Source organism: Kitasatospora sp. Xyl93 (assembly GCF_055383135.1).
In genome coordinates, this window is sequence record NZ_AP029185.1 from 4,068,429 (window position 1) to 4,095,005 (window position 26,577).

General features: G+C 73.9%; 24 protein-coding genes and 2 tRNA genes. 12 read left to right on the forward strand and 14 right to left on the reverse strand.

Going from position 1 to position 26,577, the window contains the following annotated elements; genetic code table 11:
- Positions 1 to 51: 51 nt before the first annotated feature.
- Positions 52 to 771, reverse strand: a complete 720-nt coding sequence (locus tag ACZ5GH_RS18175; RefSeq protein WP_387752106.1) for a DedA family protein — start codon at positions 769 to 771, stop codon at positions 52 to 54.
- Between the two features lie 359 nt (positions 772 to 1,130).
- Between ACZ5GH_RS18175 and fbaA the strand changes: the two genes are divergently transcribed.
- A complete protein-coding gene (gene fbaA / locus ACZ5GH_RS18180) occupies positions 1,131 to 2,153 on the forward strand; it encodes a class II fructose-bisphosphate aldolase (RefSeq protein ID WP_387752104.1) in 1,023 nt (340 codons plus the stop codon).
- Between the two features lie 126 nt (positions 2,154 to 2,279).
- Here the strand turns inward: fbaA and ACZ5GH_RS18185 are convergent, their stop codons facing one another.
- Positions 2,280 to 2,699, reverse strand: coding sequence for a DUF3151 domain-containing protein (locus tag ACZ5GH_RS18185; RefSeq protein WP_350749668.1), 420 nt, complete (start codon positions 2,697 to 2,699; stop codon positions 2,280 to 2,282).
- A gap of 222 nt (positions 2,700 to 2,921) precedes the next feature.
- On the opposite strand from ACZ5GH_RS18185, the gene ACZ5GH_RS18190 reads away from it, so the two are divergent.
- Both ACZ5GH_RS18190 and ACZ5GH_RS18195 read left to right on the forward strand, forming a co-directional pair.
- Positions 2,922 to 3,788, forward strand: coding sequence for a DUF3152 domain-containing protein (locus ACZ5GH_RS18190; RefSeq protein WP_464334766.1), 867 nt, complete (start codon positions 2,922 to 2,924; stop codon positions 3,786 to 3,788).
- A gap of 64 nt (positions 3,789 to 3,852) precedes the next feature.
- A complete protein-coding gene (locus tag ACZ5GH_RS18195; protein WP_464334767.1) occupies positions 3,853 to 4,563 on the forward strand; it encodes a hypothetical protein in 711 nt (236 codons plus the stop codon).
- A gap of 7 nt (positions 4,564 to 4,570) precedes the next feature.
- Here the strand turns inward: ACZ5GH_RS18195 and ACZ5GH_RS18200 are convergent, their stop codons facing one another.
- The 4 genes from ACZ5GH_RS18200 to purS all read right to left on the reverse strand — a co-directional run bounded on the left by ACZ5GH_RS18200 (position 4,571) and on the right by purS (position 8,639).
- Positions 4,571 to 5,386: a maleylpyruvate isomerase family mycothiol-dependent enzyme gene (locus ACZ5GH_RS18200; protein WP_387752094.1), complete on the reverse strand. Its 816-nt coding sequence runs from the start codon at positions 5,384 to 5,386 to the stop codon at positions 4,571 to 4,573.
- Between the two features lie 69 nt (positions 5,387 to 5,455).
- Positions 5,456 to 7,711 carry a phosphoribosylformylglycinamidine synthase subunit PurL gene (gene purL, locus ACZ5GH_RS18205; RefSeq protein ID WP_387752092.1) on the reverse strand — a complete coding sequence of 752 codons (2,256 nt, stop codon included), beginning with the start codon at positions 7,709 to 7,711 and terminating at the stop codon, positions 5,456 to 5,458.
- Positions 7,711 to 8,388, reverse strand: a complete 678-nt coding sequence (purQ, locus tag ACZ5GH_RS18210) for a phosphoribosylformylglycinamidine synthase subunit PurQ (RefSeq protein ID WP_387752090.1) — start codon at positions 8,386 to 8,388, stop codon at positions 7,711 to 7,713. The genes purL and purQ overlap by 1 nt, the downstream gene beginning before the upstream one ends.
- The gene (purS, locus tag ACZ5GH_RS18215; RefSeq protein ID WP_049654013.1) at positions 8,385 to 8,639 is read right to left on the reverse strand and encodes a phosphoribosylformylglycinamidine synthase subunit PurS; all 255 of its coding nucleotides are present in this window, start codon (positions 8,637 to 8,639) and stop codon (positions 8,385 to 8,387) included. Before purS ends, purQ begins: the two co-directional genes overlap by 4 nt.
- A 464-nt stretch (positions 8,640 to 9,103) precedes the next feature.
- Between purS and ACZ5GH_RS18220 the strand changes: the two genes are divergently transcribed.
- The 7 genes from ACZ5GH_RS18220 (at position 9,104) to ACZ5GH_RS18250 (ending at position 13,750) form a co-directional block, all read left to right on the forward strand.
- Positions 9,104 to 9,421, forward strand: a complete 318-nt coding sequence (locus tag ACZ5GH_RS18220) for a histone-like nucleoid-structuring protein Lsr2 (protein ID WP_030056585.1) — start codon at positions 9,104 to 9,106, stop codon at positions 9,419 to 9,421.
- Between the two features lie 142 nt (positions 9,422 to 9,563).
- Positions 9,564 to 9,636, forward strand: a tRNA-Gly gene (locus ACZ5GH_RS18225).
- Between the two features lie 39 nt (positions 9,637 to 9,675).
- Positions 9,676 to 9,748, forward strand: a tRNA-Gly gene (locus ACZ5GH_RS18230).
- A 184-nt stretch (positions 9,749 to 9,932) separates the two neighbouring features.
- Complete coding sequence (locus tag ACZ5GH_RS18235; RefSeq protein ID WP_464334768.1) at positions 9,933 to 10,940, forward strand: ABC transporter ATP-binding protein; 1,008 nt, start codon at positions 9,933 to 9,935, stop codon at positions 10,938 to 10,940.
- Complete coding sequence (locus ACZ5GH_RS18240) at positions 10,937 to 11,770, forward strand: ABC transporter permease (RefSeq protein WP_387752085.1); 834 nt, start codon at positions 10,937 to 10,939, stop codon at positions 11,768 to 11,770. The genes ACZ5GH_RS18235 and ACZ5GH_RS18240 overlap by 4 nt, the downstream gene beginning before the upstream one ends.
- A 112-nt stretch (positions 11,771 to 11,882) precedes the next feature.
- Entirely contained in the window at positions 11,883 to 13,109 is a 1,227-nt protein-coding gene (locus ACZ5GH_RS18245) for a sensor histidine kinase (RefSeq protein WP_464334769.1), read from the forward strand.
- 17 nt (positions 13,110 to 13,126) lie between these two features.
- Positions 13,127 to 13,750 (forward strand): response regulator, encoded by a 624-nt coding sequence (locus ACZ5GH_RS18250; protein WP_387752080.1) that lies wholly within the window; start codon positions 13,127 to 13,129, stop codon positions 13,748 to 13,750.
- A 78-nt stretch (positions 13,751 to 13,828) separates the two neighbouring features.
- Here ACZ5GH_RS18250 and ACZ5GH_RS18255 read toward each other — a convergent pair whose 3' ends face one another.
- The 4 genes from ACZ5GH_RS18255 to purD all read right to left on the reverse strand — a co-directional run bounded on the left by ACZ5GH_RS18255 (position 13,829) and on the right by purD (position 20,196).
- Positions 13,829 to 14,728 (reverse strand): phosphoribosylaminoimidazolesuccinocarboxamide synthase, encoded by a 900-nt coding sequence (locus ACZ5GH_RS18255; RefSeq protein WP_387752077.1) that lies wholly within the window; start codon positions 14,726 to 14,728, stop codon positions 13,829 to 13,831.
- A gap of 107 nt (positions 14,729 to 14,835) precedes the next feature.
- The gene (locus tag ACZ5GH_RS18260; protein ID WP_387752075.1) at positions 14,836 to 16,377 is read right to left on the reverse strand and encodes a N,N-dimethylformamidase beta subunit family domain-containing protein; all 1,542 of its coding nucleotides are present in this window, start codon (positions 16,375 to 16,377) and stop codon (positions 14,836 to 14,838) included.
- A gap of 228 nt (positions 16,378 to 16,605) precedes the next feature.
- The gene (locus ACZ5GH_RS18265) at positions 16,606 to 18,198 is read right to left on the reverse strand and encodes a M48 family metalloprotease (RefSeq protein ID WP_464334770.1); all 1,593 of its coding nucleotides are present in this window, start codon (positions 18,196 to 18,198) and stop codon (positions 16,606 to 16,608) included.
- A gap of 750 nt (positions 18,199 to 18,948) precedes the next feature.
- On the reverse strand, positions 18,949 to 20,196 hold the full coding sequence (purD, locus tag ACZ5GH_RS18270) for a phosphoribosylamine--glycine ligase (protein ID WP_464334771.1): 1,248 nt from the start codon (positions 20,194 to 20,196) through the stop codon (positions 18,949 to 18,951).
- A 366-nt stretch (positions 20,197 to 20,562) separates the two neighbouring features.
- Between purD and ACZ5GH_RS18275 the strand changes: the two genes are divergently transcribed.
- Positions 20,563 to 21,348 (forward strand): SLATT domain-containing protein, encoded by a 786-nt coding sequence (locus ACZ5GH_RS18275; protein WP_387752067.1) that lies wholly within the window; start codon positions 20,563 to 20,565, stop codon positions 21,346 to 21,348.
- Between the two features lie 87 nt (positions 21,349 to 21,435).
- Here ACZ5GH_RS18275 and ACZ5GH_RS18280 read toward each other — a convergent pair whose 3' ends face one another.
- From ACZ5GH_RS18280 to ACZ5GH_RS18290, 3 genes are all read right to left on the reverse strand, one after another.
- Positions 21,436 to 22,083, reverse strand: coding sequence for a hypothetical protein (locus ACZ5GH_RS18280; protein WP_464334772.1), 648 nt, complete (start codon positions 22,081 to 22,083; stop codon positions 21,436 to 21,438).
- 115 nt (positions 22,084 to 22,198) lie between these two features.
- Positions 22,199 to 23,221 carry a GntR family transcriptional regulator gene (locus ACZ5GH_RS18285; protein WP_464334773.1) on the reverse strand — a complete coding sequence of 341 codons (1,023 nt, stop codon included), beginning with the start codon at positions 23,219 to 23,221 and terminating at the stop codon, positions 22,199 to 22,201.
- Between the two features lie 148 nt (positions 23,222 to 23,369).
- On the reverse strand, positions 23,370 to 24,167 hold the full coding sequence (locus ACZ5GH_RS18290; protein ID WP_387752059.1) for a carbon-nitrogen family hydrolase: 798 nt from the start codon (positions 24,165 to 24,167) through the stop codon (positions 23,370 to 23,372).
- Between the two features lie 171 nt (positions 24,168 to 24,338).
- Between ACZ5GH_RS18290 and ACZ5GH_RS18295 the strand changes: the two genes are divergently transcribed.
- Positions 24,339 to 25,160, forward strand: a complete 822-nt coding sequence (locus ACZ5GH_RS18295) for a maleylpyruvate isomerase family mycothiol-dependent enzyme (protein ID WP_401106036.1) — start codon at positions 24,339 to 24,341, stop codon at positions 25,158 to 25,160.
- 42 nt (positions 25,161 to 25,202) lie between these two features.
- On the opposite strand, the gene ACZ5GH_RS18300 is transcribed toward ACZ5GH_RS18295, so the two are convergent.
- A complete protein-coding gene (locus ACZ5GH_RS18300) occupies positions 25,203 to 26,564 on the reverse strand; it encodes an MFS transporter (protein WP_464334774.1) in 1,362 nt (453 codons plus the stop codon).
- Between the last annotated feature and the right edge of the window lie 13 nt (positions 26,565 to 26,577).

Sequence of the window (26,577 nt, forward strand, 5' to 3'; positions counted from 1 at the left end):
TGTTTCACGTGAAACAGCACCGGCCCTCGCCGTGTCCGGGGCGCCGGGCGCTCAGCCGCGCCGGTGCCGGCCGCCACCGGCCTGGACCTGGTTGTCGTCGGCGGCCTCGACGCCGCCGGCCCGCTTCTTCCGCCGCTCGCGCACGACCTCGACCAGGATCGGCGAGATCGACAGCAGGACGATCAGCAGCACCGCCGGGATCAGGTACTTGTCGATCACCGGGGCGAGCGCGTCACCGAAGAAGTAGCCGATCAGCAGCATGGACTCGGTCCACAGCACGCCGCCGACCACGTTCCAGAGGAAGAACGTCCGGGCGGGCATCTCCAGGGTGCCGGCGACCGGGTTCAGGAAGGTGCGGACGATCGGCATGAAGCGGGCCAGCACCACCGCCTTGCCGGAGCCGAACTTGTTGAAGTACTCCTCCGCCTTCACCACGTACTCGCGGCGGAAGATCTTCGATTCGGGCTTGTCGAACATCTTCGGTCCGACCTTGGCGCCGATCAGGTGCCCCAGCTGGGCACCGGCGATCGCCGCGATCGGGCAGCCGATCAGCAGGACGGCGATCGGCAGCTTGGCCCCGTCGCCGAGCACCGACGAGGCGGCGTTCGAGGCGGCGACGCCCGCGAGGATCAGCAGCGAGTCACCCGGGAAGAAGAAGCCGACCAGCAGGCCGGTCTCCGCGAAGATGATCGCGATCAGCCCGATGGCGCCGAGGGACGAGATCAGGGATTTGGCGTCGAGCAGGTTGACGGCCAGCTGGTTGTAGTCCACGGGCGCAGGATAGCGGGCGCACCTTGCCGACGGAGCGGGCGTCCCGTGCCGGCGGCGCCCGGCCAGGACCGCTCCCGGCCCCCGCCGGCCGCCCGGGAACCGCCGTGCGCCCGTGCCGTGCGCCGTTCCGCATGGCGGGCTCCTGCTGACCTGCGGGCACGAGTCTGGGAAGATGGCACAGGCGTCCGGTCCGCAACGGCACACCACCCTCATGGCCGTACCGCGGAGGTCGCCTCGAACGTGCCGGAGAGCCACACCGCAACGCCGCGCGTCGGCGGGCCGGCACGGAGTCGTCACGAAGGCGTACACAGCGTCGGACAGCACCGTCCGTACGCCGCAACCCGACAGGAGCGGATCGCATGCCCATCGCAACTCCCGAGGTCTACAACGAGATGCTGGACCGGGCCAAGGCGGGCAAGTTCGCCTACCCGGCCATCAACGTCACGTCGTCGCAGACCCTGCACGCCGCGCTGCGTGGTTTCGCCGAGGCCGAGAGCGACGGCATCATCCAGATCTCGACCGGTGGCGCGGAGTTCCTGGGCGGCCAGCACAACAAGGACATGGTGACCGGCGCCGTCGCGCTCGCCGAGTTCGCCCACATCGTGGCCGCCAAGTACGACGTCACCGTCGCGCTGCACACCGACCACTGCCCGAAGGACAAGCTGGACGGCTACGTCCGCCCGCTGCTGGCGATCTCCGCCGAGCGCGTGGCCAACGGCCGGGACCCGCTGTTCCAGTCGCACATGTGGGACGGCTCGGCCGAGACCCTCGCCGACAACCTGGCCATCGCCCAGGAGCTGCTGGCCCAGGCCGCCGCCGCCCGGATCATCCTCGAGGTCGAGATCACCCCGACCGGTGGCGAGGAGGACGGCGTCACCCACGAGATCAACGACGAGCTGTACACCACCGTCAACGACGCCGTGCGCACCGCCGAGGCGCTCGGCCTGGGCGAGCAGGGCCGCTACCTGCTGGCCGCCTCCTTCGGCAACGTGCACGGCGTGTACAAGCCGGGCAACGTCGTGCTGAAGCCGGAGCTGCTGCGCGAGCTCCAGGACGCGATCGGCAAGCAGTACGGCAAGACCGACCCGTTCGACTTCGTCTTCCACGGCGGCTCGGGCTCGACCGCCGAGGAGATCGCCACCGCGCTGGAGAACGGCGTCGTGAAGATGAACCTGGACACCGACACCCAGTACGCCTTCACCCGCCCGGTGGCCGGCCACATGTTCGCCAACTACGACGGCGTGCTGAAGGTCGACGGCGAGGTCGGCAAGAAGAACACCTACGACCCGCGCACCTGGGGCAAGCTGGCCGAGGCCGGCATGGCCGCCCGCGTGGTCGAGGCCGCCGAGCAGCTGCGTTCGGCGGGCAAGCGCCTGAAGTGAGGCCCGCGCCCCGCGCAGGGCACACGCCCGGCGTAGGGCCGCGCTCGGCGTAGGGCCCGCGCCCGAGCGCGGAACACGGGTGCCCCCGGCGGAGACCGCCGGGGGCACCCGTGTGTCGGGGGGTGTCTACTGCTTGAGCTCCGCGTACGCCTCAGCGCTGCTGTCCTTCAGGAACTGCCAGCAGCGGGTCTCCTCCTCGGTCTCCTTGATCGCGCCGGCCGCCCGGGCGAGCGCCGCCAGGCAGCGCAGGAAGCCGCGGTTGCCGCGGTGCTCCCACGGCACCGGGCCGTGCCCCTTCCATCCGCTCCGCCGCAGCGCGTCCAGGCCACGGTGGTAGCCGGTACGGGCGTAGGCGTACGACTCGACGTAGCGGCCGGCCGCGTAGGCGTCGTCGGCGAGCATCGCCCATGCCAGGCAGAAGGCCGGGAACTCGGCCGCCACCTGGGTCGGGGAGGCCGACTCCTCCGCCAGCATCCGGTAGGGCCGCTCCTCCTCCGGGAGGAGGGTCGGTTCGGGACCGTCGAGAAGGTTCCTGTGAATCGCCATGCCCTGAAGTCTGCCACCCGAGACGCAGGGGTCAACCGCCGTCCCGTGCGGTTCACCGCCACCGGCGCACCGCCGGCCGCGTCCGGGGTGTGTGGACATTCACCCGTTCGTCGTGCCAGTGTGAAGATCATGTCCGCAGCCCGATCCGTCGGCCGGCGCACCGCACCGCCCCGGAAGGGCGGTCGCCGACGCCGCCGGCCGCGGCGCGGACCCGGTCCTGGCATGCTCACGGCACTGGCGTTCTCCGTCCTGGTGCTGGGCGCCACCGCGATCGCGCTGACCCGCCCGGGCGGGACGCCGGCCGCCGCCCCGACGACCACCCAGGCGAGGGTCGCCCCGCCGGCCGAGCAGGCCGCCACGGCGGCGCCGGCGCCCGAGCAGGCCCCGCCCCCGGCCGCCGCCCCCGCACCGGTACCGGCGGGAGCCCCGTCACCCGCACAGCCCCCGACACCGGCCGCACCGCCGGCCGCACCGCCCACCGCGCCCCCGGCCGCACCGCCCGGCCCCGCCGGGCCGGACCCCGGGCCCACCAAGGGCGCGGGCACCTTCGCCGTCGCCCCCGCCACCGCCAAGCCGGTCGGGCGCGGCAACGTGCGCCGCTACCGGGTCGAGGTCGAGGACGGCATCGGCATCGACGCCCCGACCGCCGCCGCGCAGATCCACGGCATCCTCGGCGACCGGCGCGGCTGGACCAACGACCGCAGGAACGGCTTCCACCTGGTCGCCGACGGCCCGTACGACTTCACCGTGAAGATCGCCTCACCGGCCACCGTGGACCGGATCTGCGGTGCCTCCGGCCTGGACACCCACGGCGAGGTCAACTGCAACGTCGGCAACCAGGTGCTCGTCAACTCCAAGCGCTGGAACACCGGTTCGCCCCAGTTCAGCGGACCGCTGGACGAGTACCGGGCGCTGATCGTCAACCACGAGGTGGGCCACCGGATCGGCCACGGGCACGAGGGCTGCCCGGGCGACGGCAAGCCCGCGCCCGCGATGATGCAGCAGATCTACGGCCTCAAGGGCTGCGCGCCCAACGCCTGGCCGTACTCGGCGGAGGGCGCCTACCTCAGCGGGCCGGCCGTCCCGTGAACCGGGCCGCGGAACCGGCCGCAGGGCTGGCCAACCCGGCTGGAACAGTCCATAGTCTGCGGTCATGACCACCGCCCGACGCCGCACCCTCGCCGCCCTGTTCGCCTCCGCCGGGGTCCTGCTCGGCACGGCCGCCTGCACGTCCTCGTCCGGGAGCCTGCCCGGTTCGGGCGCCCTCTCGTACGACGCCGTCCGCTCGACCGCCGAGAAGCTCCGGCAGAACCAGGGCGGGCAGGACATCTGCCCCTTCGGCCTGGACCTCGGCAAGGCGCTCACCGCGGCCGGGATCCCCGGCACGGCCACCCCGGACACCGGGGACGGGCGCGCCGTGGACGGCGACACGGGCTCCGGCGCGCCACCGCAGCCGTGGCCGTCCGGTTTCACCCACCCGCCGGAGATGCCGTCGGTCCCGGCCCGGCCCCCGCACGCCTCGGTCGGCTGCGACTGGCGGGTGGACGGGACCCCGGTGAGGGCCGAGCTGGTGGCGACCACCCAGCGCGGGGTCGCCGTCAACCTGATCCTGCCGCTCATCCAGCGAGCCGCCGGTGCCGGGGTCGACCAGCTCCAGCAGATCTCCACCGACCAGCCGGCGGCCGGTCAGACCAAGCTGGTCCCGGGCACGGGCGGGGCCGCCCTCGCCCGGGTGCCGATCAAGGGCGACGGCGACCTCATACTGCTGGTCTCCCAGGACCGCACCGGCGCCGAGCTGGACCGCGCCCTCGCCGGGGAGCCGCTGCGCAGGGCCGCCGAGGCCCTGGCCGGCCAGCTGCGGTAGCCGGGGGCTACCGCAGCACCGGCAGGTACTCCCTCAGGTCGCTGCGCTCGCCCGAGGCGGACACCTCGCCCGCCTCCACCGCCGCCGCCCAGTCGGCCCGGCCGGTGGCCAGCCGGATCCAGGTCAGCGGGTCGGTCTCCACCACGTTGGGCGGGGTGCCGCGGGTGTGCTTCGGCCCCGGCACCGCCTGGACCACCGCGTACGGCGGGATCCGCAGCTCGACCGCGCCGCCGGGCACCTGTCCGGCGAGGGCGTCGGCCAGCATCCGGGTGACGGCGGCGACGGCCTCGCGGTCGTGCGGGAAGGCGTCCAGGCCGAGCGCGTCGGCCAGGTCGTCGGCGTGCACCACGGTCTCGACCAGCCGGGACACCAGGTAGTCGGTCAGGTGGAGCGGATGGCCGCTCAGGAAGGTGACCCGCCGGTCCGGCTCCAGCGCGGCCGCCCGGCCGAGCACGGCCCGCACGGTGTCGAGCGCCTCGTCGAACGCGGCGGCCACCTCCTTGGGCGGGCCGGCGAAGCCGATCGCGGTGTGCTCCGTGGTCGCGGCGTCGACGAACTCGGCCATCGACGCGGCCAGCGCCGCGTAGTCGGCCAGCGGGAGCGGCGGCCCGTCCACCTCCGCGGCGTCCAGCACGGCCCGCATCTGGCTCAGCGCCAGGCTCACATGGGTCACCAGCTCCCGCACCCGCCAGGAGCCGAGGCGGGTCGGCCGTTCCAGGTCGGACTCGGTCAGCTGGTGCACGACGTCGCGCACCGCCTCGCACTGCGCCACCAGCGCGGCGCTCGTCTTCTGCGGCTGATACGTACGGGACTTGGCAGGCATGGGCGTCAACATACGCCCAGGGGCGGGTGGTTCACCAGAGAACCACCCGCCCCGGAGGGAACCGTGACGTCAGGCCAGCAGGGCCTCGATGACGCCGGTGTGGGCGTCCTTCAGCTCGGCCAGCGAGACGCTGAACTGGCCCTGGACGTCCAGGCTTTCGCCGTCCACGACACCGATCCGGGTGGCCGGCAGGCCGCGCGCGGTGCACATGTCGTTGAACCGGAGCTCCTCGCTGCGCGGCACCGCCACGACGGCGCGGCCGGCCGACTCCGAGAACAGCAGGACGAACGGGTCCTGGCCCTCGGGCACGATGATCCGCGCACCGTGGCCGCCCTTGAGGCAGCTCTCCACCAGCGCTTGGCCGAGACCGCCGTCGGACAGGTCGTGCGCGGCGTCGATCATGCCGTCGCGCGAGGCGGCGATCAGGATCTCGCCGAGCAGCCGCTCGCGCTCCAGGTCCACCTTGGGCGGCAGGCCGCCGAGGTGGTCGTGGACGGCCTGCGACCAGGCCGAGCCGCCGAGCTCGTCCGCCGTGTCGCCGAGCAGGTAGAGCAGCTGCCCCTCCTCGGCGAAGGCCAGCGGGGTGCGCCGGGTGACGTCGTCGATGACGCCGAGCACCGCGACCACCGGGGTCGGGTGGATGGCGACGTCGCCGGTCTGGTTGTACAGCGAGACGTTGCCGCCGGTGACCGGGGTGCCGAGCACCAGGCAGGCGTCCGCCAGGCCGCGGGTGGCCTCGGCGAACTGCCACATCACGTCCGGGTCCTCGGGGGAGCCGAAGTTGAGGCAGTCGGAGACGGCGAGCGGCTTGGCACCGCCGGCCGCGACGTTGCGGTACGCCTCGGCCAGGGCCAGCTGGGCACCGGTGTACGGGTCCAGCTTGGCGAAGCGGCCGTTGCCGTCGGTGGCGACCGAGACGCCGAGGTTGGTCTCCTCGTCGATCCGGATCATGCCCGAGTCCTCGCCGACCGAGAGCACGGTGTTGCCGAGCACGTAGCGGTCGTACTGGTCGGTGATCCAGGACTTGGAGGCCTGGTTCGGGTGGCTCGCGACCTTCAGCAGGTCGGCCTTGAGGCCCTCGCCGGTGGTCGGGCGGGCCAGCCGCTCGGCGGTCGGGGCGTCGGCCTGCAGCGCGTCCTGCCAGCTCGGGCGGGCGTACGGGCGCTGGTAGGTCGGGCCCTCGTGGGCGACGGTGCGCGGCGGGACGTCCACCACGAGCTCGCCGTGCCAGAAGATCTCCAGGCGCTCGCCGTCGGTCACCTCACCGATGACGTTGGCGATGACGTCCCACTTCTCGCAGATCTCCAGGAAGCGGTCGACCTTGTCGGGCTCCACGATCGCGCACATGCGCTCCTGCGACTCGCTCATGAGGATCTCCTCGGGCGAGAGCGTGTGGTCGCGCAGGTGCACGGTGTCGAGCTCGATCCGCATGCCGCCGGAGCCGGCCGAGGCCAGCTCGCTGGTGGCGCAGGACAGGCCGGCGCCGCCGAGGTCCTGGATGCCCTTGACGAGCTTCTCCCGGAAGATCTCCAGGGTGCACTCGATCAGGAGCTTCTCCTGGAACGGGTCGCCGACCTGGACGGCCGGGCGCTTGGCCGGCTTGGTGTCGTCGAAGGTCTCGGAGGCGAGCACCGAGACGCCGCCGATGCCGTCGCCACCGGTGCGGGCGCCGTACAGGATGACCTTGTTGCCGGCGCCGGAGGCCTGCGCGAGGTGGATGTCCTCGTGCTTCATGACGCCCACGCACAGCGCGTTGACCAGCGGGTTGCCCTGGTAGCAGGAGTCGAAGACGACCTCGCCGCCGATGTTCGGCAGGCCCAGGCAGTTGCCGTAGCCGCCGATGCCCGAGACGATCCCGGGCAGCACGCGCCGGGTGTCCGGGTGGTCGGCCGCACCGAAGCGCAGCGGGTCCATCACGGCGACCGGGCGGGCGCCCATCGCCAGGATGTCGCGCACGATGCCGCCGATGCCGGTGGCCGCGCCCTGGTAGGGCTCGATGTACGACGGGTGGTTGTGCGACTCGACCTTGAAGGTGACCGCGTAGCCCTGGCCGACGTCGACGACGCCGGCGTTCTCGCCGATGCCGACGAGCATCGCGTCCGAGTCGGGCTTCTTCTCACCGAACTGCTTCAGGTGGACCTTGCTGCTCTTGTACGAACAGTGCTCCGACCACATGACCGAGTACATCGCGAGTTCGGCGCCGGTCGGGCGGCGGCCGAGGATCTCCCGGATGCGCGCGTACTCGTCCTCCTTGAGGCCGAGTTCGGCCCAGGGCTGGGCGGCGTCCGGGGTCTGCTCGGCGTTCTTGACGGTGTCGAGGCTCATCAGGCGTTCACCAGCTGCTTCAGGACGGAAGTGAAGAAGCCCAGGCCCTCGGTGGTCGGACCGGTGAGCGGCTCCACGGCGTGCTCCGGGTGCGGCATCAGGCCGACGACATTGCCGGCGGCGTTGGTGATGCCGGCGATGTCGCGGTACGAACCGTTCGGGTTGACGTCCAGGTAACGGGCGACCACCCGGCCCTCCGCCTCCAGTTCGTCCAGCACCCGCTCCTCGGCGACGAAGCGGCCCTCGCCGTTCTTCAGCGGCACGACGATTTCCTGGCCCGCCGAGTAATCCCGGGTCCAGGCGGTGCCGGCGTTCTCGATGCGCAGCTTCTGGTCGCGGCAGATGAAGTGCAGCGAGTCGTTCCGGGTGAGCGCACCGGGCAGCAGGTGCGATTCGCAGAGCACCTGGAAGCCGTTGCAGATACCGAGGACCGGCATTCCGAGCTTCGCCTGCTCGATGACGGTCTCCATCACCGGCGAGAAGCGGGAGATCGCACCGCAGCGCAGATAGTCGCCGTAACTGAATCCGCCCGGCAGGACGACGGCGTCGACCTGGTGGAGATCCTTGTCACGGTGCCAGAGGGCGACCGGCTCGGCGCCGGCGAGGCGGACCGCCCGCTGGGCGTCGCGGTCGTCGAGCGAGCCGGGGAAAGTGACGACGCCGACGCGGGTGGTCACTTGCCCTCCTCCTCGACGCGGACGGTGAAGTCCTCGATCACGGTGTTGGCGAGAAAGGTCTCGGCGGCTTCGCGGATACGGGCGAGCGCCGCGTCGTCGACCGGGCCCTCCACATCCAGCTCGAAACGCTTGCCCTGGCGGACGTCGGCGATCCCGGTGAATCCGAGACGGGGCAGTGCACGCTGCACCGCCTGTCCCTGGGGGTCGAGGATCTCCGGCTTGAGCATGACGTCGACTACGACGCGTGCCACTGGCACTCCCGGTGGTGTCTTCGGTGAGGCGGGGGAACTCCAGACTACCGGTGGTTTCGGGCAGGATTGCTGGCCGGGGATAGCGACGCGCGTAGACCCGAGACCCTTACGCCGCAAGGGATCCGGGCGGGTCCCCACCGGACCGGGTCGGCCGGTTTCCCCGGATTCGGCGCTCGGAACGGCGCCGTCCGGAGAACACCCGAATACGGCACTTGGGGACAGATCCGCCCGTCCCGCACGCCGGTATCCAGGAGTCCCGCGAAGAGACGTGAATATCCGGAAAAGAATGCCGGACTCTTCGATTTCGGCCCCCTTCGGGTGCAGAATAGGGCCACCTGTCGCGGCAAGTGCTGCGTATCAGGCGAGCCGTCCGGCCCGCCCGTACGCGCTTGCGCGAGTTGGTGCACATCAGGCCCCGGTACCCCCTCGGACCGGGGCCGAATTGCCCGAGAGGATTGACACCCATGGCTCAGCGTGTAGTTGTCACGCTCTCCGACGACCTGGACGGCGGCGCCGCCGCGGAAACCGTCCACTTCGGCGTCGACGGGAAGTCGTACGAGATCGACCTGTCCGTGGACAACGCGGAAAAGCTGCGGGAGGCCCTCGCTCCGTTCGTCGCCGCCGGCCGCCGCCAGAGCCGCACCGGAAAGTCGTTCCGCCGCACCGCCCTCACCCCCGACCCGGCCGCCGTCCGCGCCTGGGCGCTGTCCCGCGGGATGGAGCTGCCGGCCCGCGGCCGCATCCCCAAGCACGTGTACGAGGCGTTCGCCGAGGCGAACTGAGCCCTGCGGGAGCCCGCTCCCGGTCGCCCCGCCCGCCCGGACCGAAAGGGTGGGGCGACCACCCCGAACGATGCTGTAGAGTATTCCTCGTCGCCGCAACGGAGAGATCCGAAGAGGCGGCGGGTGCCCCACCAGGCACCATGCGGACGTGGCTCAGTTGGTAGAGCATCACCTTGCCAAGGTGAGGGTCGCGAGTTCGAATCTCGTCGTCCGCTCGCAGTGCGCGAGCACAGCACAACTCAATAGTTTGACCTGCGGACGTGGCTCAGTTGGTAGAGCATCACCTTGCCAAGGTGAGGGTCGCGAGTTCGAATCTCGTCGTCCGCTCCGATACGAAGGGCCCCCTCGAATGAGGGGGCCCTTCGGCATTCCCTCCCCGGCGCCCGCGGAACCCGCCCCGGCTGTCGCGATATCGCCCATGACGTTTGTCATCGCCGACCCGTGGATCCCCACCGCGAGGTCATGACGGCGCGCACTGCCCCCGCGGCCCGGCCGACGGGAGGCTTGGGGCATGGAAACGAGCCGGCCCTCCCGCCCCAGCGAAGACGTGATCGAGGTCACCGACCTGCACCGCCAATACGGCGGCGGCACCTCCGGGTACCACGCCGTGCGCGGCGTCGACCTGACCGTCCGCCGCGGCGAGCTGTTCGCGCTGCTCGGCACCAACGGGGCCGGCAAGACCTCCACCATGGAGGTCATCGAGGGCCTGGCCGCCCCCACCGGCGGCACCGTCCGGGTGCTCGGCCGGGACCCCTTCGGGGAGCGCGCCGCCGTCCGCCCGAGGATCGGCATCATGCTCCAGGAGGGCGGCTTCCCCGGCGAGCTCACCGCCGCCGAGACCGGCCGCGTCTGGGCCGGGATGACCAGCGGCGCCCGCCCGGTGGCGGAGGCGCTGGAGCTGGTCGGCCTCGGCCACCGCGCCAAGGTCCGGGTCAAGCAGCTGTCCGGCGGCGAGAAGCGCCGGCTGGACCTCGCGATGGCCCTGCTCGGCCGCCCCGAGGTGCTCTTCCTGGACGAGCCCAGCACCGGCCTGGACCCGGAGGCGCGCGCCGCCGTCTGGCAACTGGTCCGCGAACTGCGCGCCCAGGGCACCACGGTGCTGCTCACCACGCACTACCTGGAGGAGGCCGAGGAGCTGGCCGACCGGCTGGCCATCATGCACGGCGGCCAGGTCGTCACCACCGGCACCGTCGCCGAGGTGATCGCCGGCCGGCCCTCCCGGATCACCTTCGAGCTGCCCGCGTTCACCGGGGCCGCGCTGCCCGTGCTGGCCGGAGCCGAGGTCGGCGTCGACGGCCGCAGGGTCACCGTCCAGACCCTCGGGCTCCAGGACACCCTCACCGACCTGCTCGGCTGGGCCCGGCAGCACGGGATCGCGCTCGGCGCCCTGGACGCCCGCAGCGCCTCGCTGGAGGAGGCCTTCCTCGCGATCGCCTCCGAGGCCGCCCACCGGAACTCCCCGCAGGCGCCCGCCGCCACCCGCCCCGCCCGCCGCCGCCTGATCGGATCCGCCCGATGACCACCACCGCCGTCCCCGCCGCCACCGCCGGTCCGCGGAGCACCGCCGTCCGCCGGCTGCTCGCCCTCGGCCGGGCCGAGGCCACCCTGCTGCTGCGCAACCGCACGGCCCTGTTCACCGCCCTGGTGCTGCCGCTGGTGCTGGTCTTCACCCTGCGGGGCACGCTGTCGGCGCAGGCCGAGTCCCACCCCGGGCTGGACGTCGACTCGCTGCTGGTCTACGGCTCGGTCGGGATGATCCTGGCCTTCGTCGTGTACTACAACCTGACCGCCGCGTACGTCGGGCGGCGCGGCGAGCTGGTCCTCAAGCGGCTGCGCACCGGCGAGGCCCGGGACGTCGAGATCCTGCTCGGCACCGCCGTCCCCTCGCTCGCCCTCGGCCTGCTGATGGCCGCTCTGATCGGGATCGGCGGCAGCCTCGGCCTGCACCTGGCCGTGCCGGTCAACCCGCTGCTGATGCTGGTCGGCCTGCTGCTGGCGCTGGCCACGATGATCGCCCTGGCCGCGCTGTCCAGCGCCTTCACCAGGACCGTGGAGAGCGCGGGCATCACCACCCTGCCGGTCATGCTGGTCATGCAGCTCGGCTCCGGCCTGTTCGTCCCGCTGGAGGTCATGCCCTCCCAGGTGGCCGACGTCTGCCGGCTGCTGCCGACCACCCCCGCCTTCCAGCTGATCCGGATCGGCTGGTTCGGCACCGACGGCTCGGCCCCCGCGACGGACTTCATCGGCTCCTGGGGCGCGGCCGGCTCGCACCTGGTCACCGGGACCATCTGGCTGGGCCTGGCGGTCTGGGGCGCGGTGCGCTACTTCCGCTGGGAACCCCGCCGCTGACCCGAAGGACGTGCCCCCCGGAAGGCGCTCATCCGATGGATGGGCGCCTTCCGGGCCTCTGATATGAAGACACCGGCAAGATCGTGATCGAACTGGGGCGGAAGAATTGAGAATGCGGTCACCGCTTCGCAGCTGGACGGGCCTGAGCAAACCCCAGCGCACCGAGCTGTACCTGCGCTGGTCGCTCTACCTGATGGCGCTGTTCGTCCTCCCGAGCGTCCTGATCGCCGCCGGGAGCGCCGCCGACCAGCCCGGGAACCTCCCCGCCGTCCGGATCTCCGTGCTGATCGGACTCGCCGTCACCCTGGTGCTGCTGCGGGCCTACCGGGCCGCCCTCGACCACTACCTGGGCCGCCCCGCCGACCACCGGGTCTGGACCGCCCTCTCGGTCGGCCTCGCGGTGGCCGGCTCCTGGACCGTCCTGCTGTTCGGGCCCGCCGGCGGCAGCGCGGAGAGCCCGGGGCCGCCCTTCACCCTGTTCGTCGCCAGCAGCCTGCTGCTCTTCTCCCACGGCCAGGTCTGCGTGGCTTTGACCCCGCGCTGGGCCACCGCCGTCGGGCTGGGCATCCTGGCGGCCGTCGTCCCGGCCGCGACGCTGGCCGGGCTCGACACCGCGAGCACCGCCGGATACCTGACCGGGCTCACCATCGGCATGGCCTTCCTCGGCTCCAGCTGCCGCAGCTTCGCCTGGCTGACCTCGATCGTCTGGGAGCTGGACGCCGCCCGCGAGGCACAGTCCCGGCTGGCCGTCGCCGAGGAGCGGCTGCGCTTCTCCCGCGACCTGCACGACGTGATGGGCCGCAACCTCACCACCATCGCGCTGAAGAGCGAACTCGCCGTGCAGCTCGCCCGCCGGGGCCGTACGGAGGCCGCCGACCAGATGGCCGAGGTGCAGAGGATCGCCCAGGAGTCGCAGCGCGAGGTCAGGGACGTCGTCCGCGGCTACCGCGCCGCCGACCTGCACGCCGAGGCGATCGGCGCCCGGGCGGTGCTGCGCTCGGCGGACGTCGCCTGCGAGATCGACCTCGGCGAGGACGCCGACGAACTGCCGGCCGCGGTCCAGTCGGTGTTCGGCTGGGTGATCCGCGAGGCCACCACCAACGTGCTGCGGCACAGCGAGGCCGACCGCTGCCTGATCCGGCTGCGGACCGAGGACGGACGGGCCGTGCTGGAACTGGAGAATGACGGGGTGCCCGAGATCCCGTTCCCCTCCCAGGGCAGCGGCACCGGGCTGCGCGGGCTGCGCGAGCGGCTCGCCGCCCACGACGGCGAGCTGACCGTGGCCCCCACCGGGGCGGGCGTCTTCCGGATGCTCGCCACCGTCCCGCTCGCCGGCTGAGGAAGAAGGACCGCCCGATGACCGAGAACACCGCACCCGTCCGCGTCCTGCTCGCCGACGACGAGCACCTGATCCGGGGCGCGCTGGCCGCGCTGCTCTCGCTGGAGGACGACATCGAGGTGGTCGCCCAGGCCGGCTCCGGTACGGAGGCGTTGGCGATGGCGCAGGCGCACCGCCCGGACGTCGCGGTGCTGGACCTCCAGATGCCGGGCAGGGACGGCATCGAGGTGGCCGCCCAGCTGCGGCTGCAGCTGCCGGACTGCCGCTGCATGATCGTCACCGGGCACGGCCGCCCCGGCTACCTGAAGCGGGCGCTGGAGGTCGGGGTGCGCGGCTTCCTGCCGAAGACCGTCTCGGCGGCGGACCTGGCCGGCATCATCCGCACCGTGCGCTCCGGCGGCCGGTACGTGGACCCGGAGCTGGCGGCGGACGCGATCAGCGCCGGCGAGACCCCGCTGACGCCGCGCGAGACGGACGTCCTGGAGCTGGCCGCCGACGGCACCTCGATCGCCGAGATCGCCGAACGGGCCTCGCTCTCCCAGGGCACCGTGCGCAACTACCTGTCCGCGGCGGCCACCAAGCTGGGCGCGGAGAACCGCCACGCGGCGGTGCGGATCGCCCGCGAGCACGGCTGGATCTGAGGCCCGTCGTCGAACTCGCGTCCGCGTCGGCGAGTTCGACGACGGGCCAGGCCAGGCCCGCGGGCGGTCCGGGGCGGCTCAGGCCCAGGTGGTCCCGGTCAGCCGCTCGTAGACCTCGATGTACTTGGCCCGGGTCCGCTCGACGATCTCGGCCGGCAGCGCCGGCGGCGGCTGCTCGCTGTAGCGGTCCCAGCCGGAGGCCGGGGAGACCAGCCAGTCGCGGATCAGCTGCTTGTCGAAGGACGGCTGCGAGCGGCCCGGCTGCCACTGGTCGGCGGGCCAGTAGCGGGAGGAGTCCGGGGTGAGCACCTCGTCGCCGATCACCAGCTCGCCGTCCAGCAGGCCGAACTCGAACTTGGTGTCGGCCAGGATGATGCCGCGGTCGCGGGCGATGTCCCGGGCCCGGGCGTAGACGTTCAGCGTGGTCTGCCGCAGCTGGGCGGCCAGCTCGGCGCCGATCCGGCGGGCGGTCTCCTCGTAGGAGACGTTCTCGTCGTGCTCGCCGACCTCGGCCTTGAGGGCCGGGGTGTAGATCGGGGCGGGCAGCTCGGAGCTGTTCTCCAGGCCCTCGGGCAGCGCGATGCCGCAGACCGTACGGCTCTCCTGGTACTCGGACAGGCCGGAGCCGGCCAGGTAGCCGCGGGCGACCGCCTCGACCGGGACCATCTCCAGGCTGCGGCAGACCAGCGTGCGGCCCTTCCAGTCGGCCGGGGCGCCGGCCGGGACCTCGGTGGAGATCACGTGGTTGGGCACGATGTCGGCGATCCGCTCGAACCACCACAGCGACAGCTGGGTGAGGACGCGGCCCTTGTCGGGGATCTCGTTCGGCAGCACCCAGTCGTGCGCGGACGTCCGGTCGCTGGCCACCATGACCAGCTCACCCGACCCGGTGCGGTAGAGGTCGCGCACCTTGCCGGTGTGCAGGTGGACCAGGCCGGGTACCTGGACCGGCTCGGGCTTGGTGACAAATCCGCTCAAGGTGTTCAGTCCTCAGGGGTCGTTCACGGGCGGGGGCACCGCGAAAGGGGAGGTCACTGCCCCCGCAGTCTTTCACGCCCGCCGGACGCCGCTCCTCCGGCCGTCGGTCACTCGTTCTTGCAGAGCCGGTCCAGCAGGTTGGCGGTGGCCCGTTGGATCCGCTCGTCGGTCAGGCCCGGGCGGCCCAGCGCGGGCGACCAGGCGAACGTCCCGGCCGCGAAGACGTACGCGCCGCTGGGCGCCCGGTACAGCGAGGTCTCCTGGTAGCGGGTGCGGCCGGCCGGGTCCTGGTAGGGCGAGTGCGCCAGCAGCACCCGCTCGACGTGCTCGGGCAGCGCCACCTTGGGGTAGTAGCGGTCCGCCTCGCCGGCGACCAGCCCGGGCAGCTCGTCGCCCTCCTGGAGACCGGTGCCGTCCCAGAGCCAGTGCGCGGTGTGCCGGGCGACCAGCGGGACGGGCGCGGCGACCCGCCCCGAGTACTGCACCCCGAGCAGGTGCTGCTCGGGCTCCCCGGCGTCCCGCCACAGCGCGCTGGCCGCGCCGGGCGCCCCGGCGGCCGGGCTGCCCGGGCCGACCTTCTGCCGCTTGCGGCAGTTGAGCAGCCGGTTGGGCTCGCCGGAGGCGGCGGCGGTCAGCTCGACCCGCCAGTACATCGTGTTGGCGGAGAGGAACACCAGCGAGGTGCCGCCGTCCCGGGCCCGCTCGGCGGCCCGGCGCATCGGCTCCGACCAGTACTCGTCGTGGCCGGGGAAGACCAGCGCCCGGTGCCGGGAGGCGTCCACCAGGCCGGCGTGCAGGTCGGTGGCGGTGGCGTAGGAGAGGTCGTAGCCGTAGCGCTCGGCCCAGCGGATGAAGTCGTACGCGTGGCCGACGTGCAGCGGCAGTCCGGCGGTGGCGTGCGGGCGGTCGAAGGAGACGGTGACGGCCGCCTCCGGCTCGCCGACCAGGCCGCCCCGGCCGTCCCAGGCGTGGTAGAGGCTGGCGCCGGTGCGGCCGTCCTCCGGGAACAGGTTGTACGCCTGCCAGGTGACGTCCGGGAGCACCAGGAGCAGCTCGGCGGTGCGCCCCTGCTCCTCGAAGTCCCGGACGGTGAACGGGATGTGGCTGCGGTGCAGCATGTCGGCGGTGGTCAGCACGGCGACGTACGCGCCGGGCTTCCAGTGCGCCGGGATCTGCTGCCGCCAGGAGTGCCACCAGTGGTGGCAGGAGACCGTCCGGTCGACCACCAGCGGGGCGGGCTGGGCGAGGCCGGCGATCAGCGGGCTGGAGGTCATGTGGCGGGCGCCGTCGCCGCCGTAGTGGCCGATCCGGAAGATGTTCACGGTGAACTCGCGGGGCGGGTTGACGGTGACCCGGAAGTCCACCGAGCCGCCGGGGCGGACCACCCCCGCCGAGGCGAAGCCCTTGATCTGCTGGTCCACGTCGTTGGCGCCCTGCGGGGAGCCGACGGACGGCTTGCGGCGGACCCCGGCCGTCAGCGACTGCTGGCCGGGCGCGTCCACCGAGACGTACCAGGGCACGGCGCCCTCCGCGCCGGCCAGGTACTGGTCCGGGCTGCGCAGCCAGGGCAGCGGGCCCTGCCCGAAGGGGTCGGAGACGCTGTAGGCGTGCGTCCCCGACTCCCAGCGGCGGTTGAGTTCGGTCCCCACGCGCCCCTCCCAGGTGCACTTCCGCCCGGTTGGCACGTGCCCCCCGGATGTGCGTGCGGTCTAATACACCACAGAGTGCTGGCGCAACGTCACCCTCCGGTAGCAATTGGTGCAGGGAATCTCGCGCGCCTCCCGGGCAGGGCCTCCGGCCTGCGAAGACGCCCGGCAGTCGGCCGGTTTGGGGGCGCGCGGCGGGATGCCGAGCGCCCTTCCGGTACGCACGGGACGTCAGAGGCGGACGGGTTTCTCGAGGCGGACGTCGGCGGCGTCCAGCCAGGTGCGCAGCGGACCGTCCTGGCCCTGTTCGACGGCCTGGGCGACCGGGCCGGCCAGGTCGGTGCGGCGCACCCCGCCGAGCAGCAGCACCGGGCCGTCCAGCCAGTCCAGGCCGGGGGCGCCGCCCGCGGTGTCCACGGCGGCGCAGCAGACCATCGCGGTGACGTGGTCGACCAGCAGGTCGCGGCCGCCGCGGTCGGGTTCGAGCAGCGGGGCCGGGGCGGTGGTGCGGGCCAGCTGGGCGGCGAGCGCGGCGGCCAACAGCTCGCCGTCGCCCTCGGCGAGCCGGCCGAGCAGCCGGGTGAGGGTCGGGGCGCCGGGACGGGACTGCGGGGCGAGCCGGTCCAGCGCGGTCTGCAGGGTGGTGGCGCCCGCCCGCCAGCCGGCGTCCACCACCTCGGCCGGGTAGTCGGCCCACTCCAGCTCGTGCCAGGCGCCGGCCGCCGGGCGGCCGAAGAACAGCTCGGCGGCGAGCCGGGAGACCGCCCGGTCGACGGCGCCGGGCTCCTCCAGCAGGTCGCAGGCGGGGCGGTCGCCGAGCCGGCTGCCGTAGCCGTCGGCCAGCCGGTCGCGCCGGGACAGCTCGGTGAGCGCGGAGACCACGCCGGCGTTGAGGTGGACCGGGTGCCGGCCGAGCCGCCAGGCGGGCAGCGCGACCCGGGTGAGCAGCCGGTCCCAGCCCGCGTAGGCCAGGCCGACCTGCTCCTGGGCGGCGATCCGCAGGCCGTAGTCGACCGCCCTGGCCTGCTCGGAGGCCCAGCCCGCGACCGAGCGCTCCAGCTCGGCGGAGTGGCCCCGGCAGGCGCCGAGCAGACGGCGGACGATCCTGCGGACGATCCGGTCCGCGAGCGCGGCCGGACCGCGCCGGGGAGGCCGGGGCGGGGCGGCCAGGGTGCCGCCGCCGAGACCGGGGGCCGCACCGCCGCCGGAGTCCAGGCAGGCGTCCAGGCCGCGCAGGAAGCGCCGGGCGGCGGCGATCTCCGGATCGGCGGAGGCGGCGGTGCCGGCCACCACCGGGGCGAGCAGGGCGCGCAGCTCCCCCGCCCGCATCCACCACAGGAAGGGCGAGCCGATCACCAGGACGGGGGCGGGTGCCCCGTCGTCCGGGCCCCGCCGGTGCGGCCGCGCCGGCCGCCCCGCCGACGGGACGTCCTCCAGCCAGCTGTCGCAGTCCGGGGTGAGGGCGACGGCGGAGGGCGCGGGCACGTCCAGCCGGTCCGCCAGCTCGTCGATCAGCCGGTACAGCTCGGGGGCCTCGGCGCGGTCCAGCGGGACGGCCGGGGTGCGCGGCGGCACGGCCCGGCGCACGGCCCGGGCGGTCAGCCCGGCCACCGCCAGGGTCAGCGCGGCGACCGCGCAGACCACCCAGCGGGCGGCGTCCCAGCCCGCCGCGTCGGCGGCCCCGGGCGCGCCGATCCGGCCGGTGAACCGGCCCGCGAGCAGGACCACCGCGACGGCGGCGGGCAGGGCGGCGGCGGCCCGGGCGAGGCCTCGGACCCGCAGGACCGCCTGGGCGTGAGCGCGCGCGATGTCGACTGCGGCCATACGGTGCGGCACCCCCTTCGGAGCCCTCGGGCGCCCGGCTTCGGGCCCTGAGCCGACTCGAAACGATCAGTTCCGACCGGGAAGCGGAGGCGTCCGATCCCCGGTAGTGCATGCTGCGTGGCGCTACTGACATTTTCGACGCCCCGGTCCGGGCGGGTGTTCCGGATCGCCCCGGTTTCCACTCGTCCCGGTGACACCGCCCGGTCGTTCCGGTGACGCGGTCGTTCCGGTGACACCGCCCGGACTCCGGCGGCCGGTCCGGTGCGAAGCACCCGGACGACCACCCGGCCGGACGCCGTCCAGCATCCCCCCGTGGGAGCACCGCTACCCGGCGGCGACCCCGGCGCACGGACCCCGCGCACCGCGATCCAGCGCACCATAAGGCCGCACGGCCGGTTGCGTCAGCCGGATGCGGACGCTGTCACCCGATGGGCTGGAATCCGTCGGCCGAACGGGACGTCCGCCCCTGCGGCCGCTCCGCTCCCGAAACGCCCGGGACGCTGCGCCCATGGGGGTTGACCGGTGGGTTCGGGCGTTCGATTCCCGCTCGCCCCGCCGAGGTCCGCCGTCCCCGCGCCGCGCCCGTCCCCGTGCCGCGCCCGTGCCCACGCCACGCCTGTTCCCGTCGGGACCCGCCCCCGCCCCGTGCTCGTGGGCGCTACACGCACCGCGCTCGTGGGCGCCACACGCACCGCGGCCCCCGTGCGAGCGGTTCGCACGGGGGCCGCGGGCAGCGCGGACGCGGTCGCCTCAGGCGGTGGCCGCCTTCAGCGCGATGTCGGTGCGGTGCTGGCCGCCCTTGAGGGAGATCCGGTCCACCGCGGCGTACGCGCGCTCGCGCGCCTCGGCCAGGTCGGTACCGGTCGCGGTGACCGACAGGACGCGGCCGCCGGCGCTCAGCACCCGGCCGTCATCGCCCGTCCTCGTCCCGGCGTGCAGCACGAACGCGGTGCCGTCCGCCTCGGCCTCGGCCAGGCCCTCGATCGGGTCGCCGGTGCGCGGGGCGGCCGGGTAGCCCTCGGAGGCGACCACCACGGTGACGGCCGCGCCCTCGTCCCAGCGCAGCGGCTCCAGCTGGTCCAGGGTGCCGTTGGCGGAGGCCAGCAGCACGCCCGCCAGCGGGGTGCGCAGCCGGGCCAGCACGACCTGGGTCTCCGGGTCGCCGAAACGGGCGTTGAACTCGATCACCCGGGTGCCGCGCGAGGTGAGCGCCAGGCCCGCGTACAGCAGGCCGGAGAACTCGGTGCCCCGGCGGCGCAGCTCGTCCACGGTCGGCTGGAGGACGGTCTCCAGGACCTCCTCGACCAGCCCGGCGGGCGCCCACGGCAGCGGCGAGTAGGCACCCATGCCGCCGGTGTTGGGGCCCTCGTCGCCGTCCAGCGCGCGCTTGAAGTCCTGGGCGGGCTGGAGCGGGACGACGGTGGTGCCGTCGGTGATCGCGAACAGCGACACCTCGGGGCCGTCCAGGTACTCCTCGATGACCACGCGCTCGCAGGCGGCGGCGTGCGCCAGCGCCTCCTCGCGGTCGGAGGTGACCACGACGCCCTTGCCGGCGGCCAGGCCGTCGTCCTTCACCACGTACGGGGCGCCGAAGGCGTCCAGCGCCTCGGCGGCCTCGGCGGCGGTGGTGCAGACGTAGGAGCGGGCGGTGGGGACGCCGGCCGCGGCCATCACGTCCTTGGCGAAGGCCTTCGAGCCCTCCAGCTGCGCGGCCGCCGCGGACGGGCCGAACACCGGGACGCCGGCCGCGCGCACGGCGTCCGCGACGCCGGCGACCAGCGGGGCCTCCGGGCCGACCACGACCAGGGCGGCGCCGAGCCGGCCGGCCAGTGCGGCGACCTGCGCACCGTCCAGCTGGTCGACCGGGTGGACCGTCGCGACCTGCGCGATCCCGGCGTTGCCCGGGGCGCAGTGCAGTTCGGTCACTGCGGGATCTTGGGACAGAGAGCGGCACAGGGCGTGTTCGCGGGCGCCGCCGCCGATGACGAGGACCTTCACGCCTGGCAGCGTAGTCGGTGGCCGGTTCCGGCCGCTCTCCGGTCCCGTCCGATCCTCCAGGAGGGCGGCTCCGCAGGGCGAGCGCGTCGGAGGATCCTCCAAGCCGGACGGCGCCGATTCGGCGGTCGGTGGCCGGGTCACGACGTCGGGTCACCGGGCCCTCGCTCGGACGGGTGAAATCTCGCCGCCTCCCGCAACCCGCCCACCTCGGGTTCCGTTGGCCGAAACCGGTAACGATCAGCGGAGAAGCGCCCCCACGGTCAGCCATTTGGCGGTAAGAAGTGCTGTTGGAGAACCACCGGCGGACACCACGTCAGCCGTTGCGCCGACAGACCAGCAGTCCGCCCGCCACAGGGAGCCCCACAGGTGAGCCAGCCGGAAATGCAGCCCGAGGAGAGTGCCTGGGGCAAGGAGATCGGTGAGGAGGACCAGCCCGTCGCCGCCGTCGTCCGACGGGCCTCCACCAGCCGCCGGACCGATCTGAGCACCCGCCAGTTCCCCCTCGGGGACTGGGGCGAGCCCGCCGAGCGGCTGGAGGAGCTCTACCGCTGGTCCGAGGAGCGGGCGGTGGAGGCGATCGAGTGGTACCGCCGGGACCGGATCTGGAAGCGCCGCTGGGCGCGCCTGCTGCGGTTCGGCGCGGCCGGCTTCGCGGTGGGCGGGGTCGTCGCCCCGCTGGTCGGCCTGGCCGGCGCCTTCGCGCACGGCACCGGCTGGGGCTACGTCGGCTTCGCGCTCTCCGCCGCCTGTCTGGCCGCCGACCGGGTCTTCGGCCTCACCTCCGGCTGGATGCGGGACATCTCCACCGGGCAGGCGCTGCAACGCCGTCTGGAGGCGTTCCAGTTCGACTGGGCGTCGGAGTGCGTGCGCGAGGTGCTCGGCCCGACCGAGGGCACCGCGGGCGAGGCCGCCGAGCGCTGCCTGGGCGTGCTGCGCCGGTTCTGCGAGGACGTCTCGGACATGGTCCGCACCGAGACCTCGGAGTGGATGCTGGAGTTCCGCGCCTCGATGACCCAGCTGCCCACCCAGTCCGGCGGAGCCTGGGGCGGGCGCAGCGAGCCCGGTGTCGGCGCCCAGGTGCGGGTGCTGCCGCCGCCCGGCACCCGGCCCACCATGCCGCGCCAGCGGCCGCCGGAGGGTCCGCTGCGGTAGCGCCCGGGACCCCGGCGGGACTCGGGACCGGGACGTGAGGACTCGGGGCCCGGCCGCGAGGGCCCGGGCCCTGGCCGCGGAGGGGGCTCAGGCGAAGACGATCATCGAGCCCTGGGTGACGCTCCTGGTCGCCGCCGCGTACAGCCCCGACCAGGCGTGCCGCTCCCGGGCGAAGGGGTGGACGTCGTCGATCGGCGGCCCGAACGGCTGCTCCAGGCCGGTCGGGCCGAGCGGCCGGGTCGGGTCCGGCGGGTTGAGCGGGTCGATGCCCAGCGCCGGTGCGACGGCCTGGAGTTCGCGCAGCAGCCCGTGGCTGGAGCCGAGCGGGCCGCCGGAGGCCAGCAGCGTGTCGTCCACCAGCGGCACCGGGAACTCGACCGGCACGTACGCGCCGGCGTGGTCGAAGTGCCAGACCAGGTGCGACTGTTCGGCGCTGCTCTCGAACATCTCCAGCAGCTGCTCGTAGTCGCCGCCGAGCGCGTCGACCGGGGTGATGTCCAGCCCGGTGAGGCCCAACAGGTAGGCGCGGCGCAGGAAGTGCAGCGAGTCGTAGTCGAAGGCGGCTATCGGCTCGACCGCGCCGCTGACGCCCGGCACGAACCGGTAGACCGGCACCTCGGGCAGCCCGCGCGAGGCCAGCACCGAGTTGTAGAGCGCGAGGTCGTCCCGGAAGGGGTTGTCGGTGCTGTGGCTCAGCACGTCCACCAGCGGGACGAGCCAGAGGTCGCAGGCCATGGCCGGCAGTTCCTCTCCGGAGGCGGGGATCGCCCGCGCGGACGGGGCGACGACGGGGCTGGGTCGGTGCCCGGACGGCCCTTCGGCGGGGCGCCCGGTCCGACGCCCGCCCACCCTACCGGCCCGGCGCGGCGTGCGGGTCGGGCCGTCCCCGCCCGGCCTCCGGAGCCGGCTCGGCCAGCCGACGGCCGAACCGGCCGTACGGCAGCGTGCGCGGCTGGGGCACCAGGCCGAGGCCCAGGCCCAGCTCACGGCCGAGTTCCCGGCCCACCTCGTCGCCGCGGCGGCTCCGCTCGGCGCGGGCCGCGCCGGGCTCCGGACCGGGCCCGGCGGCGGGACCGGCGGCGGGCTCGACGGCCGGTGCCGGCGGCGGCTCGACCGGCACCGGCGGCAGCTCCTCGCCGACGTACTCGGTGAGCAGCCCCAGGACGGTCACCGACTCCAGCGGCTGCCCGGCCAGCCCGGCCAGCAGCCGGACGGTGTACAGGTTGTACTCGCAGATGATCCGGTGCGCGCCGACCGAGTCGCGGGCCTCGATCGCCCCGACCAGGTCCGGGTGGCGCTCCCAGCAGATCCCGCCCAGTGCGGGCAGTTCCCGCAGGTAGCGCGCGGCGAACATCCAGGACTGCACCCGCAGCCAGTCCAGGTAGTCAGCGATCCGGCGGTTGCCGAGCAGCCCGCCGACCTCCTGCCAGAACCGGCGGTCGCAGCCCACCATCACGTCCAGGTTCCCGGCCCGGGCGGCCCGCACCGCCGCGTCCGCCCGGCGGTGCAGCGAGGGCAGCCGGCTGAGGTCGGGCAGCGACCGGCGGGCGACGAACTGGCGGTGGAAGCTGTCGGTGATCAGCACCCGGGACTCGAAGATCTCCAGGAAGTCGTCCCACCCCAGCTCGGGCACGGTGAAGCCGCGGTGGTGCTCGGCCCGCAGCAGGCCCTGCGCACCGAGGTCGACCAGGGCCTCGCGGGCCGGGGTCGCGGAGACGCCGTACAGCTCGGCGATCTCCTTGACGGTGAAGTTGCGGCCGGCCGCGAGCCGGCCGGCCATCATCTCCTCGCGCAGCGCTCCGGCGATCTGCTCGCGCAGGCTGTTGCGGTGGATGACGGGGCGGGGGGTGTCGCCTGCGCCGTCGCCAGGCATGGGCGCGACCTCCTCGGGCGGCCTACCGTGCCGGCCCTCGTCCGGGCCGGTGGGGAACACGACGAGTGCTCATCTTCTCAAACCCGACCGGCCCAGGTACGAACCAACCCTCCGAAACGCCGTCCCCGCGCCCCGGCCCCGCCCCGGCTCAGCGCTGGACCGGCGCCGGGATCCCCAGCAGGCGGTCCCGCAGCACCGGGAACTCCTCCCGCGCCTTGGCCACCTCGGCCGGGTCGAACTCGACCGTCAGGACCTCCTCGTCCGGCCCCGCCTCGGCCAGCACCCGGCCCCACGGGTCCACCACGATGCTGTGCCCGGCCTGCTCGACCCCGGCGTGCGTCCCGGCGGTGTTGCAGGCCAGCACGAAGGCCTGCTCCTCCACCGCCCGGGCCCGGGCCAGCAGCGTCCAGTGCTCGCGCCGCCGGGCCGGCCAGGCCGCCGGGACCACCAGCAGCTGCGCGCCGGCGTCCAGCAGCGCCCGGAACAGCTCCGGGAAGCGCAGGTCGTAGCAGGTGGCCAGGCCCAGCGTGGCGAAGTCGACGGGCGCCGTGACGATCTCCTGACCGGCCCCCATCACCACCGCCTCGCCGCTGTCGAAGCCGAAGCGGTGGATCTTGCGGTACGTGTGCACCAGCTCGCCGTCCGGGGAGAACAGCAGCGAGGTGTTGTAGATCGGCCCGTCCGGATCGCGTTCGACGATCGAACCGGCGTGCAGCCAGGCCCCGGCGGCCCGGGCGGCGGCCGACATCGCGTCGGAGGTGGGCCCGTCCAGCGTCTCCGCGCCGTCCGACCAGAGGTCGTGGGCGAAGCCGCCGAGCGGCCACAGCTCCGGGAGCACCACCAGGTCGGCGCCCTGCTGCGCCCGCACCAGGGACGCCGCCCGAGCCCTCCGCTCGGCGGGCGGCTCCGCGTCGGAGACCGCGAGTTGGATCAATGAAGCGCGCACAGTACCACCGTCCACGGCAAGAGACCTACGATCGTCACCCGAAAGCGCTGCCCAGCTGTCTCCCGGCAGCGTAACGTGCGGTTAGCGTGTGCGCCCGGAAGCCGGACCATCCCGGTCGGCGTGACGGCGGGGCGCAGAGGCAAGGAAGCTGACGGAGGGCCGGAGATTCCCGTGACGGACAACCAGACCGTGCAGGCTTACACCGAGGCGTGGACCCAGACCATCGAGTCCATATCGGAGCTGGTCGCCCCCCTCCCCGAGGACTCCTGGAACCGGGCCACCGAGTGCCCCGGCTGGTCCGTCCGGGACGTCGTGTCCCACGTGATCGCGGTCGAGTCCGACCTGCTCGGCGACCCCCGCCCGATCCACTCGCTGCCGCGTGACCTCCGTCACGTCACCACGGAGTTCGCCCGTTACGTCGAACTCCCGGTCGACAAGCGCCGCTGCCACACCGCGCTGGAGATGACCAGCGAGCTGGAGTACACGATCATCCGCCGCTCCCGGGCGCTGCGGAACGCCAAGCAGACGCCCGAGGAGCCGGTGCGCTGGCCGGCCGGACCGCTGGCCAGGGACGTCCCGTACCACGAGCTGCTGCGGATGCGGGCCTTCGACGTCTGGGTGCACGAGCAGGACCTGCGCCGGGCCCTGGAGGCTCCGGGCAACCTGGACGCCCCGGCCGCCCTGATCACCCGGGACCTGCTGCTGGAGCTGCTGCCCAAGGCCGTCGCCGACAAGGCCGGGGCACCGGCCGGGACGGCCCTGGTGCTGGACGTCACCGGCCCGGTGGAGTTCCTGCGCACCGTCCGGGTGGACGCCGCCGGCCGCTGCACCGTGGACGAGTCGATCAGCCTGGCCCCCGACGTCCAGCTCACCATGGGCTGGGAGACCTACCTGCGGCTCGCCTGCGGGCGCGGCCGGCCCGGCCCGGTCTCCGTCGAGGGCGACCAGGAGCTGGCCGAGCGGGTGCTGGCCAACTTCTCGGTGACCATCTGACGGCCGGCGCCCGCCGCCCCGGGCCCCGCACGGGCCCGGGGCTCAGCCCGGCTGCGCCGCGACCTTCCGGCGCAGCCGCAGGATCATCGCCGTGCCCACCGCCAGCGGGACGTACTGCCAGCAGAACGCCCAGCGGAAGGCGGCGGCCGAGTAGGACCCGGCGCCGTCCGGGGAGAGCAGGTCCAGCAGCACGCCGATGCCGAACAGGGTGATCATCGTGCCGATGAAGCCGCCCATGTTGACGATCCCGGAGGCGGTGCCGAGCCGCTCCACGGGATTGCGGGCGCGCGCGTAGTCGAGGCCGACCAGCGAGGCCGGGCCGTTGCTGCCCATCACCAGGATGATCCCGACCAGCAGCCAGGCCGGCGGGTGGCCGCCGGGCCAGGCCAGCACCAGCGCCCAGCCGAGCGCGGTGGTCGCCACGACGGTCAGGACGATCGGCATCCGGGCCCGGGCCGTGGCGGAGAGCAGCCGGCCGAAGACGAAGCCGAAGGTCATGTTGCTGAGCACCAGCAGGGTCAGCAGCCCGCCGGCCCCGGCCCGGGACATGCCCTGCGCCTGTACCAGGTAGGGCAGGCCCCAGAGCAGGCCGAAGGCGTTGCCGGGGAACTGGGTGGTGAAGTGGATCCAGAGCCCGAGCCGGGTGCCCGGCTCCCGCCAGCAGGCGAGGACCTGTCGGCCGACCTTCGGCCGCGCCCCGACCGGCTCCGGCCGGGCGCCGGCCCCCTGCCGGGGCGGCGCGTCCCGGAGCAGGAACGCGACCGGCACGAACACCCCCGCGCCGAGCAGCGCGATCGCGGTGAAGGTGGGCGTCCAGCCCTCGCTGTGCAGCGCCCGGGCGAGCACCACGGTGGTGACCAGGTTGCCGCCCATCCCGACCAGGCCGGTCAGCTGGGCCACGAAGGGGTTGCGGGCCGCCGGGAACCACCGGGCGGCGATCCGCAGCACGCTGATGAAGGTCATCGCGTCACCGCAGCCGAGCACCGCGCGGGAGGCCAGCGCGGGGCCGAAGTCGGCGCTGAACGCGAAGGCCAGCTGACCGGTGCTCAGCAGCACGATGCCGAGCATCAGCACCCGGCGCGGCCCGAACCGGTCGACCAGCAGGCCGACCGGGATCTGCATGGCCGCGTAGACCAGCACCTGGAGGATCGAGAAGGTGGAGAGGGCCGAGGCGCCGATGCCGAAGCGGTCGGCGGCGTCCAGTCCGGCCACGCCGAGGCTGGTGCGGTGGATGACGGCCAGGACGTAGACGCTCACCCCGACGGACCACGCCAGCCAGGCCGCCCGGCCACCGGGCGGCGCGGCGGGCGCGGGCGCGGACAGCGGTACGGGGACGGGCTCGGCGGTGGACCGGGGAGCGGGGACGGACGGGGACGGGGCTGGACGGGCGGGCTCCACGGTCATAGTCCGACCAGAT

Excerpts from the sequence above, each read along its gene's own strand:
- fbaA (WP_387752104.1), top strand. The coding sequence starts at position 1,131 with ATGCCCATCGCAACTCCCGAGGTCTACAACGAGATGCTGGACCGGGCC.
- ACZ5GH_RS18185 (WP_350749668.1), bottom strand. The coding sequence starts at position 2,699 with ATGGCGATTCACAGGAACCTTCTCGACGGTCCCGAACCGACCCTCCTC.
- ACZ5GH_RS18190 (WP_464334766.1), top strand. The coding sequence starts at position 2,922 with ATGCTCACGGCACTGGCGTTCTCCGTCCTGGTGCTGGGCGCCACCGCG.
- ACZ5GH_RS18195 (WP_464334767.1), top strand. The coding sequence starts at position 3,853 with ATGACCACCGCCCGACGCCGCACCCTCGCCGCCCTGTTCGCCTCCGCC.
- ACZ5GH_RS18200 (WP_387752094.1), bottom strand. The coding sequence starts at position 5,386 with ATGCCTGCCAAGTCCCGTACGTATCAGCCGCAGAAGACGAGCGCCGCG.
- purL (WP_387752092.1), bottom strand. The coding sequence starts at position 7,711 with ATGAGCCTCGACACCGTCAAGAACGCCGAGCAGACCCCGGACGCCGCC.
- ACZ5GH_RS18220 (WP_030056585.1), top strand. The coding sequence starts at position 9,104 with ATGGCTCAGCGTGTAGTTGTCACGCTCTCCGACGACCTGGACGGCGGC.
- ACZ5GH_RS18235 (WP_464334768.1), top strand. The coding sequence starts at position 9,933 with ATGGAAACGAGCCGGCCCTCCCGCCCCAGCGAAGACGTGATCGAGGTC.
- ACZ5GH_RS18240 (WP_387752085.1), top strand. The coding sequence starts at position 10,937 with ATGACCACCACCGCCGTCCCCGCCGCCACCGCCGGTCCGCGGAGCACC.
- ACZ5GH_RS18245 (WP_464334769.1), top strand. The coding sequence starts at position 11,883 with ATGCGGTCACCGCTTCGCAGCTGGACGGGCCTGAGCAAACCCCAGCGC.
- ACZ5GH_RS18250 (WP_387752080.1), top strand. The coding sequence starts at position 13,127 with ATGACCGAGAACACCGCACCCGTCCGCGTCCTGCTCGCCGACGACGAG.
- ACZ5GH_RS18265 (WP_464334770.1), bottom strand. The coding sequence starts at position 18,198 with ATGGCCGCAGTCGACATCGCGCGCGCTCACGCCCAGGCGGTCCTGCGG.
- ACZ5GH_RS18280 (WP_464334772.1), bottom strand. The coding sequence starts at position 22,083 with ATGGCCTGCGACCTCTGGCTCGTCCCGCTGGTGGACGTGCTGAGCCAC.
- ACZ5GH_RS18285 (WP_464334773.1), bottom strand. The coding sequence starts at position 23,221 with ATGCCTGGCGACGGCGCAGGCGACACCCCCCGCCCCGTCATCCACCGC.
- ACZ5GH_RS18300 (WP_464334774.1), bottom strand. The coding sequence starts at position 26,564 with ATGACCGTGGAGCCCGCCCGTCCAGCCCCGTCCCCGTCCGTCCCCGCT.